Raw genomic sequence first — 9,658 nt, forward strand, 5'->3', positions numbered from 1 at the left:
ACTACGGGAACCTGGCTGCTCCCAAGCCCCGTCGCTTTAGCGCGGGGTCAGTGACGTGCTGACGAACCTTCTGGGGAACGCGATTAAATTTACCACGACGGGACGGGTGAGTTTGTCGGTGACGTTGGCGGAGGATTCCGAACCGGCCGCTGTTGGGGACGGGGTGCGATGGGTTCGGTTCGAGGTGGAGGATACGGGTCCGGGAATTTCTGCCGTGGAGTTGGCGTCGGTGTTCGAGGCGTTCGTACAGACGGAAACCGGACGGCGATCGCAGGAAGGGACGGGATTGGGATTGCCCATCAGCCAACGCTTCGTCCAACTGTTGGGGGGAACGATTTCCGTTGATAGCGAAGTGGGACGGGGCAGTAGCTTTCGTTTTACTTTACCGTTAACAGAGGTCGGCGCTGAAGGTATTGCCAGCCATCCTAACCGTCAGCGGGTGGTGGCGTTGGCGTCGGGACAACCGACCTATCGTATTTTGGTGGTGGACGACAAACCCGAAAGCCGTCGGATTTTGAGGGGTTTGTTGTCGCCGTTGGGGTTTGAGGTGCGAGAGGCGGGGGACGGAGCAGAAGCGATCGAGGTTTGGTTGGCTTGGCGTCCTCATTTGATTTGGATGGATATGAGAATGCCGGGAACGGACGGTTATCAGGCGACGCAGGAAATCCGACGCCTCGAAGCGGAAGCCGATGACGAGGCGGTATCGCAGAAAACGACGATCGTGGCGTTGACGGCGACGGTGTTCGATCGATCTTCCAATGTAGCCATCGCCGCTGGCTGCGATGATTTCGTCAGCAAGCCGTTTCGAGACGAGACAATTTTTGAGAAAATAAGTCAATATCTCGGAGTTCGATTTATTTGTCAAGAAACCCAGACACAGGACAAGGAGGCCATCGAGATCGAACTCGAATCTCTCTCCCCCGAACTGCTCTCGGAAATGCCCTTAGACTGGATTGAGGCACTCCATCAGGCGGCGTTGAGCGCCCGCGAAAAACATATCCGAGAGGCGATCGATCGCGTTCGGGACAGTCGCCCAGATTTAGCTCACATTTTGAGCTATTTACTCGATCGATTTTTATTCGATCGCATCGTCGATTTAACCGAATCTTTCATATCATGAGCGACTTCTACCCGTCAGACAATCGCGGTGATATTCTCATCGTTGACGATGTTCCTGAAAACTTACAGGTGTTGTTCGCCATGCTGAGCGAGTCGGGGTATGAGGTGCGTCGCGTCATTAACGGGAAACAAGCCATTACCGCCGCGCAAGTCGATCCCCCGGATTTGATTTTGCTCGATATTCGGATGCCCGATCTCGATGGTTATACGGTTTGTGAAAAGTTGAAATCCTATTCGGAGACTTCAGAAATTCCGGTTATTTTTTTAAGTGCGCTCGACCGAGTTTTAGATAAAGTAAAAGCTTTTTCTGTGGGTGGCGTCGATTATATTACTAAGCCTTTTCAGACTGAAGAAGTCTTGGTTCGCGTGCAAACTCAACTCACTATTCAACAACAAAAAAAACTCTTAGAACGCGAAATATCTGAAAGAAAAAAGGCAGAAATTGCGTTACAAGAAGCCAATCAAAAACTTAAAAAACTTGCAAATTTAGACGGATTAACGCAGGTGGCTAACCGTCGTTGTTTCGATGAATATTTTGAAAGCGAATGGCGGCGTTTGGCTCGAGACCGCCATCCTTTGGCGTTGTTGTTGTGCGATGTCGATCGCTTCAAACTCTACAACGACACTTACGGTCATTTAGCCGGAGACGACTGTTTGAGAACCATCGCTGAAGTGATGACCCAAGCGGTACGGCGTCCGGCGGATTTAGTGGCTCGCTACGGCGGCGAAGAATTCGCGATCGTCCTTCCCAACACCCCCGAACGGGGCGCGTTGCGCGTCGCCGAACGGTTGCAAAACTTACTGCGAAAACGTCGGTTAATTCACGATCGATCGCCCGTTTCCGACTGCGTAACGCTGAGTATTGGCATTTCCTGTTCGATTCCCACCCTCGATCGATCGCCCCAAACCGCCATCGCTCAAGCCGATTCCGCTCTCTACCGCGCCAAAGACGACGGCCGCAATCGCTTTTGTTCCTATTCTCCCGAGATGGGGAGATTGGGAGAGGGGGAGATTGGGAGAATTTGACCTCATCCCCTCATCCCATCACCTCATCATCCCCTCATCCCCTAATCCTTGGCTTCCAACGCCTCTAAGCGACTTAAAAGCTCGCGGTTGAGTTTTTTCATTTTCTCCAAATCGCGGCGTAATTCCTTCACCGCTTTGTCGGAACCGATGTTTTTCTGAACCTTCTCCACCGCTTCTTCCGCCACGCGAGTAATGCGTCCGTCGGCGGTTCGTTCGGCGATGGAACTCAAAATCTCCATCGCTTTCGGGGTTTCCATCGCCCCCAACGCCACCACCACCGAACGCTGGGTTAAGAAAAACTCTTCTCCCGCGAGTCGATCGAGTCGCGCTAAAATCCGTTCGAGGTTCCCTGGCGTCTGTCCGGTGGAAATTGGCCCCAAGGCGCGAATCGCCGCTAAGCGCAACGCCTGGGGAACGGACGGTTGAGTGTACTCTAAAATCAAATCTAAAGCGGCTTCAGAAGTCGTAAACTGACTCAATCCGGCGATCGCACCGCAACGAACGACATCGTTCCATCCGGCTTTGGTGTCCAACACCCATTTCAATCGATCGATGGCTTTTTCGGCTTTCGGTTTCTTCTCGGGATGGTTGGCGGCGATCGCACCCAAAGCTTTGGCCGCCGAGGCTTCCACATAATAGCTGGCGTCGCCTTTCTTCAACACCGACTTCACCGCTTTGTAACTGGCGCGGGTTTTAATTTGACTCAATCCATCCACGACGGCGCGACGAACTCGGGCGTCTTTGTCCTTCAAGCCGTTCAGTAACGCTTCAAAAGCTTGGTCTAAATTCACCTTCGCCAACTGTTTGGCGACTTCTACGCGCAAGCCCCAAAACTCATCGGACTGTAACGCCTCCGATAACGCCGTCACCGCCTCCAAACTTCCCGCTTTCGCTAAAGCTTCGGCGGCGTAAATCCGCGAAATGGGGTCGGGGTCGTATTTCAACTGGGCGACGAGTTCGGGGGTAGGATATTTGAGTTTGACGGTTTTGAGGAGGTTGTTTCCGGCGTCGAAACTCACGAAGGTGGGTTTTTCCGGTAAGGCGAAATAGAAACTCTGTTCGGCTTCGTTGACGCGCACGACGAACCGTATCGGCGTTGCGTTTTCGTTTCCGAAGGCGATGGGAACTTGTAAATCGAAGAGGTTTCGATCGTAAAGGGTATTTCCCGATTTGGCTTGAGTTTGTTTGACGGTGATTTTGGCGATGTGGTTGTCGCCGTCCCAGGAATAGCTGACTTGGAAATCGGGATGTCCGCCTCGGAAAACGTAGCTGTCGAAGAGATACTGTAAGTTGCGGCCGGTGGCTTTGTCGATCGATCGCAACAAATCCACCGTTTCAACGGTACTGTGGGCGTTGTCGTTGACGAAGGTGGCGATGGCTTTGAAAAACAACTCGTCGCCCAACTCCGCCCGAATCATGTGATAGACACAAGCCCCTTTCTCGTAAAGGTGGCTGTCGTAGAGTTCGATGGCTTCCCGATAAACGTTGGTAACGATGGGGCGGCGATAGCGGGTTTTGTCCTCGCTGAGGTAGCTGCGGGCTTCGTTGAGGAGATAATAGGCGCCGTCGTCGAGGCCGTATTCGTATTCGGTCCACAACACCTCGGAATAGGAGGCCATTCCTTCCTTAATCCAGGCGTGCGACCAATGTTTGATGACCACCAAATCGCCAAACCACTGGTGGGCGAGTTCGTGGGCGACGAGGCTTTCGGTACGATCGTTGTCTAACGCCGCCCGTTCGTCCAGCAAACAGCGATCGGTCAGCAGGGTGGCGGAGGTGTTTTCCATTCCCCCGAAAATAAAGTCCGTTACGCAGACTTGGGCGTATTTGGGGAAGGGGTAAGTGTAGCCGAAGGCTTTGCTGAAATAGTCCACCATGCGGGGGGTTTTCCCCATGCTGCGCTTGGCGTCTTCGATTCGATCGCGTTCGACGTAGTAGGTGATGGGTTTTCCGTTCCACTCGTCGCGAATTTCGGCGAACCGTCCCACCGCTAGGGTCATCAGATAGGTGGGGTGAATCTGTTCTTGTTTCCAATGGTAGATTTTTTCGTCTCCGTCGAGGTCGGTGGAGACGAGTTCGCCGTTGGAGATGGCGAGAAAGTCTTTGGGAACCCGGACGCGAATTTCTGAGGTGGCCAGTTGTCCCGGGTAGTCGAAACAGGGAAACCAGAAGCGAGAATCTTCGTCTTCCCCTTGCGTCCAAGCTTGGGTGGGTTTGTTCGGTTCGTCGTCGGTGGGGGCGATGAAGTAGAGGCCGCGACGGGGTCGATCGACTCGGTAGCGAATATCGAGAAGGATAGGTTTGTCGGCGACGGTGGGGGTGTCGAGACGGATTGTAACCTGTTCGCCATCGCTGTCAAAGGATTGCGGTTCCTTATCGGCGAAAACTTCTTCGATCGCCAGACCTACGGCGTCGAGCGTGAGGCTGTCGATCCCGTCGCGAACGGGGTTGAGGCGAATTTGACAGTTTCCCGAAAACCGCTGTTTGGCAAAATCGAGGCTGAGGTCGAGAAAGATATGTTCGACTTGTCCCGGTCGATCGGGGGTGTAGTGGGGACGCGCTCCCGGTAACTCGAAGCGATTGGTGTCGTTGTTGTCGGAGTCGAATTGAACGTGCGGCATAGTGATGGTATCGAGGCGAATCGTTAAGCAAGCCTAAAGGCTATCCTAGCGAAAGAGGGGGTTTGAAGCGAGTCGAGGAGGTTTAGATTAGTACGAGTGGGAGCGACTTGGAGATGGCGATCGCAGCCTTCGACGCGAAACGCCTCCCGTCACTTTGATTTTCAGTTTGATATTGAACGATTGACTTTGGACGAAACGTTAGATTATGACGGAAACTTCTCAGAAAAAAGGCGGGTTGGGATGTTCGATCGCCATCGCGGCGACGGTGGCGGTCGCGGCGGGAGCGACGGCGTATTGGGTGCTTCGCCAGCGGAGCAGTCGCCATTTGACGCCCCTGGCTAGTGCGGAAGTGATTCCCGACGAGGCGGTGGTGACGGCTTATGTCACCCTCGACGATCGATCTTGGGACAAGTTGCAACAGTTCGGAACGCCGGAGGCGAAGGCGGTGGTCGATCGCACAATGGAGTCCTTGCAAGAGGAGATTTTCGAGGATACGCAACTGGATTTCGAGCGCGATCTCAAGCCTTGGATGGGAAGTTTGGCCATCGCGGGGGTTCCCGACGAAGTCTCCGGCGGCGAGTCTTCGGAACTGTTGACGGTGGTGGGTATTAAGGACAAATTGCAGGCGTTGGGATTCGCCAACCGCGTTAAGGGACAAGAAGGAACGAAGTTAGAGGAAATCGACTATCGCGGAACGACGATTTCTCGGATTACGGAACCGGGGGGATCGTCCTACAGTGTGGCGGTGTTGGGAGACTATTTGACCCTCTCGGACGATTTGGATTTGGTGAAAGCTTCGATCGATACCTTTGGCGGCGACGCCTCCTTTGCGAAGTTACCGGGAATGGCGAAACTGTTGCGTCAGGGGGTGAATTTAGACAATCCTCTGGCACAAGTGTACGTGGCCGACCCGGAAGCCTTGCAAGATATCGCCCCCACGGAAGAGGGCGATCGCTTACCGACAACGGCGGTGAAGTCGGTGGTGATGGGGGTTGGCGTTACGGATATTGGTTTGCAAGGTCGAATGATGGTTCGCTTCGACGCCGATCGACCTCAAATCTCCTTTGAGTCGGTGTCGGGGAGGATGGCGCAACGGTTTCCCGAGGATACCTTGATGTTAGTGGAAGGTCGCAATCTCGATCGCGCCTGGACGCAGTTTGTGGAAACCGCCTCCACCACGACGGAAGGGAAAACCTTGGTTTCGACGGTTCGCGAGGCGGCGTCAAATGTGGATTTGGATATCGATCGAGAAGTGTTCGGCGTCCTAGACGGAGAGTTCGGCGTGGGCTTGATTCCCTCGGACAAAGGCATTTTAGCGTCCTTGGGATTCGGCGCAGCGGTGGTGGTCGAAACTAGCGATCGCAAAACCACTGAAGGGACGATGGATAAGTTCGGGTCGATTTTGCAACAAAACCTTCCCTTACCGCTAACCTTCGATTCGCGACAAGTCAATACCGTGACCGTGACGGAGTGGAAACTCCCCTTTTTCGGCGTGAAACCGGAAACCATCCTCGGTTACGGTTGGTTGGACGATCGATCTTTAGCGATCGCGGTAGGGGGGCCTATCGTCGATGTCATCACCCAGCCGCCAGAAACGCCTTTGGCGAAAAACGAGACCTTTGTGGAGATTCAACAACAGCTTCCGGAGAACAAGGAAGGCTATTTTTACCTCAACCTCGTACAAATTTTGGAATTAGTCGATCCCCGGACGTTACAAGCGAACGAAGTCGTGACGCCAGACAGCCTCGCTCTTCTGAACTCAATTCGCGGGATTGGGATGACGGCGTCTTCTCTCAACGAAACCACGGCGGTTTTGGATATCGCCGTTCCGCTGGTGGAGGCGAAGTGATGAGGGGATGAGGGGATGATGGGATGATGGGATGATGGGGTGAGGGGATGATGGGATGATGGGATGATGAGGTGAGGGGGTGATGAGGAACAAATCTTCCTTGTCCCCTTGTCCCCCTATTCCCTGTTTCCTGTTCCCTGTTCCCTGTTTCCTGTTCACTGTTTTATTCCGCTTCCGATGTTGGCGGAAATGACGTAGCGTTGGACGAAGGCGAAGAGGAGTAAGACGGGGGCGATCGAAATTATCGAACCGGCGGCGATTAATCGCCAATCGAGGGAAAAGGTTCCCGCCAATCTGGCTACGCCTAACGGAAGGGTGTAAAATTCTGGTCGATCGAGGACGATTAACGGCCAGAGAAAATCTCCCCAAGAACCAATAAAGGTAAAAATCGCCAGTGTCACTAACGCCGGACGCACGGCGGGAACCATGACAAACCACCAAATTCCTAATTCGGAACAGCCGTCCATTCGGGCGGCTTCTTCGAGTTCTTTTGGCACTCCTGCGAAGGCTTGTCTTAATAAGAAAATTCCAAAGGCTCCGGCTAAATAGGGAAACATTACGCCGAAATAGGTGTTTTTTAATCCGAGTTGAACTGTCAAAATGTAGAGGGGAACCATGATAATTTGAAAGGGAATCATAATCGTGGCGACAATGCTGGCAAAGATAAAATCTTTTCCTTTAAATTTTAATCTCGCTAAAGGATATGCGGCTAAGGAACAAAACAGTAAGTTAAAGATGACTGTGAAAATTGCGATCGCGGTACTGTTTAGCAGATAGCGCCCGAACGGTTGGGATTGCCAAACTTTGATGAAATTCTCGAATGTGGGTTCTGTTGGAATCCATTGCGGTGGGAATTGAAAAATGTTTTCCTGGGGCGATTTGAGTGCTGTACTCAACAGCCACAGCACGGGAAATAACATGAATAAGGCAATTGTTATTAATACAAAGTAAAAGATAATTGTTTTTTTCATTGTTTTTTTGAGCTTATTTTATGGCAATTAATCGAGTCAAAAAATATTTTAAAAACTGTTTAAAAAAACTGTTTAAAAAAACTGTTTAAAAAAATTTCTATCGCTCAATATCTCCGTGAGATCCCCAGCATCTTGGATATGCCAGGGATCTAGAGTTGTCAAGGATTAATTATTGATGATTAATTCTCAACAGTTAAAACGATTTTGCCCTTGGCGCGTCCGGTTTCGCTGTAACGGTGGGCTTCGATAATGTCGGAAAGGGGATAGGTGCGATCGATCTGCGGTTTGACTTTTTCCGCTTCGATGAGTTCCGCTAAGGCTTTTAAATCCTTATGTTTCCGTTGAGCGAGAACGATTTTCGCCTTTTGTCCGGGGAAGAAAAAGGTTTGGGCGATCGCGGCCAACAGTTCCGGACTCGGAAGCGTGGAAACGTAGACGCCTTCGGGGTTGAGAACGCGGGAACAGTCAGAAAAGGTAGATTTTCCAACCGCGTCGAAAACAATATCGTATCGATCGCTCTGACGGGTAAAATCCTCGCGGGTATAGTCGAGAACGCGATCGCTTCCCAAATGTCTCACCAAATCCACGTTGGCACCGCTACAAACCCCCGTTACGGTGGCGGAAAAGGCTTTAGCAATTTGCACGGCGAAGCTGCCCACTCCCCCCGACGCGCCGTTAACGAGAACTGACAAACCGGGACGCAACCCGCCCAAGTCTAACAGAGATTGCATGGCCGTCAACCCCGCTAACGGGGCGGCGGCGGCGGCTTCAAAGCCGATATTGCGGGGTTTGAGCGCCAGTTGAGACTCGGGAAGCGCCACGAATTCGGCGTAACTCCCACCGTTGACGGGGTTGGCGAAGCCGAACACTTCATCTCCCGGTTGAAAGAGACTGACGCTATCGCCGACGGCTTCCACGACACCCGCCACATCAGCCCCGAGACGCAGGGGAAAATCGAATCCTGACAGCAGCGCCAAGTCACCGCGACGAATTTTCCAATCGACGGGGTTCACGCTGCTGGCGCGAACCTTGACGAGAACGCGATCGCCCTTGGGAACTGGGGTTTCGATATCGCGATATTGCAGTACGTCCGGGGAACCGTAGCGATCGATCGTGACAGCTTTCATGGCCAAACCGAGAAATGTCGAACGTTCTCGATTTTACCGGAACAGCCAAACGGGGATGTGGCAGCGACGCAACATTTGCGCCGTCGTACTTCCAATAACGAGGTGGCGAATGCGATTGTGGCCGTAAGCCCCCATCACCATCATGTCGATGGGGTGGGTTTCCACGTAATTCGAGATGGCGTTTTCCGTTTCGCCGTGAAGTAAGTGGCAAACCGGATCGAATCCTGCCGTTTTCAAGCGAGTTTTTGCCAGTTCTAACTTATCCCGTTGGTCGTCGTCTTGGCTGCTTTTCGCCACCGTCACCACGTGCAGCGTCAATCCTTGGAAAGCGGGGGACGAGACGATGAAATCTAACGCTTTCTGACAGCCTTTCCCGCCGTCGTAGGCTAACACGACGTGGCGAAGGGGATGGAAATCGCCAGATGTGACCAAACAGGGTTTGTGGCTCGATCGAACGATGCGTTCCAAGTTCGCCCCCAGGTGTTCCGAAGCGAATCCCGCCGTTTCTCCCCGTTTCCCGATTACGATAACGTCGGCTTGTTCCTCGAACTCGTGAAACAAATCCACTAAAAACCCAGTGCGGTGGGTTTTCGTAATTCGTTCGACGCCTCGCTCTCGCAACTGTTTTTCGGCGTCGTCGAGAATCATGTGGGCGCGAGCGTGGTGTAGGGTGGCGGTTTCCCGTTCCAAATCCACCAGGCGATCGAGCAGTTCTTGATAGGCGTCGATGCCGATGCTCCCGCTGTAATCCGGGTTTTTCAACGCCTGCTGTTTCCGTAAATCCGTAACGTACAGAACCTCGATCGCGCCGTCGATGCGCTGCGCCAACCACGCCGCATATTCGTAACTAACTTGCGCGAACGCCGAGCCGTCCGTACACAACAAAATGTGTTTCATCGATTTTTGGAAAATAGGGTTGTCTGAGAGAAACGTCTCCAAGCTCGA

Annotated in this window: 7 protein-coding genes; 3 read left to right on the forward strand and 4 right to left on the reverse strand. The window is 52.8% G+C overall.

Annotated features, from left to right (window positions below; translation table 11 throughout):
* Nucleotides 1-55 precede the first annotated feature (55 nt).
* Both ACP5D4_RS16405 and ACP5D4_RS16410 read left to right on the forward strand, forming a co-directional pair.
* The gene (locus tag ACP5D4_RS16405) at nt 56-1,120 is read left to right on the forward strand and encodes an ATP-binding protein (protein WP_428012702.1); all 1,065 of its coding nucleotides are present in this window, start codon (nt 56-58) and stop codon (nt 1,118-1,120) included.
* Entirely contained in the window at nt 1,117-2,145 is a 1,029-nt protein-coding gene (locus tag ACP5D4_RS16410; RefSeq protein WP_428012703.1) for a diguanylate cyclase domain-containing protein, read from the forward strand. The genes ACP5D4_RS16405 and ACP5D4_RS16410 overlap by 4 nt, the downstream gene beginning before the upstream one ends.
* Nucleotides 2,146-2,186: 41 nt before the next feature.
* On the opposite strand, the gene ACP5D4_RS16415 is transcribed toward ACP5D4_RS16410, so the two are convergent.
* Entirely contained in the window at nt 2,187-4,766 is a 2,580-nt protein-coding gene (locus ACP5D4_RS16415) for a M1 family aminopeptidase (protein WP_428012704.1), read from the reverse strand.
* A gap of 205 nt (nt 4,767-4,971) precedes the next feature.
* Here ACP5D4_RS16415 and ACP5D4_RS16420 point away from each other — a divergent pair, with 205 nt between their 5' ends.
* Nucleotides 4,972-6,615: a DUF3352 domain-containing protein gene (locus tag ACP5D4_RS16420; protein ID WP_428012705.1), complete on the forward strand. Its 1,644-nt coding sequence runs from the start codon at nt 4,972-4,974 to the stop codon at nt 6,613-6,615.
* 155 nt (nt 6,616-6,770) lie between these two features.
* Here the strand turns inward: ACP5D4_RS16420 and ACP5D4_RS16425 are convergent, their stop codons facing one another.
* From ACP5D4_RS16425 to ACP5D4_RS16435, 3 genes are all read right to left on the reverse strand, one after another.
* Nucleotides 6,771-7,586, reverse strand: a complete 816-nt coding sequence (locus tag ACP5D4_RS16425; protein WP_428012706.1) for a carbohydrate ABC transporter permease — start codon at nt 7,584-7,586, stop codon at nt 6,771-6,773.
* Between the two features lie 179 nt (nt 7,587-7,765).
* Nucleotides 7,766-8,713 (reverse strand): NAD(P)-dependent alcohol dehydrogenase, encoded by a 948-nt coding sequence (locus ACP5D4_RS16430; protein ID WP_428012707.1) that lies wholly within the window; start codon nt 8,711-8,713, stop codon nt 7,766-7,768.
* 33 nt (nt 8,714-8,746) lie between these two features.
* Nucleotides 8,747-9,658: universal stress protein (locus ACP5D4_RS16435; protein ID WP_428012708.1), on the reverse strand; the 912-nt coding region annotated here is incomplete at its 5' end.

Origin of the sequence: Baaleninema sp. (genome assembly GCF_049974805.1) — a bacterium.
GTDB lineage: Bacteria > Cyanobacteriota > Cyanobacteriia > Cyanobacteriales > Geitlerinemataceae > Baaleninema.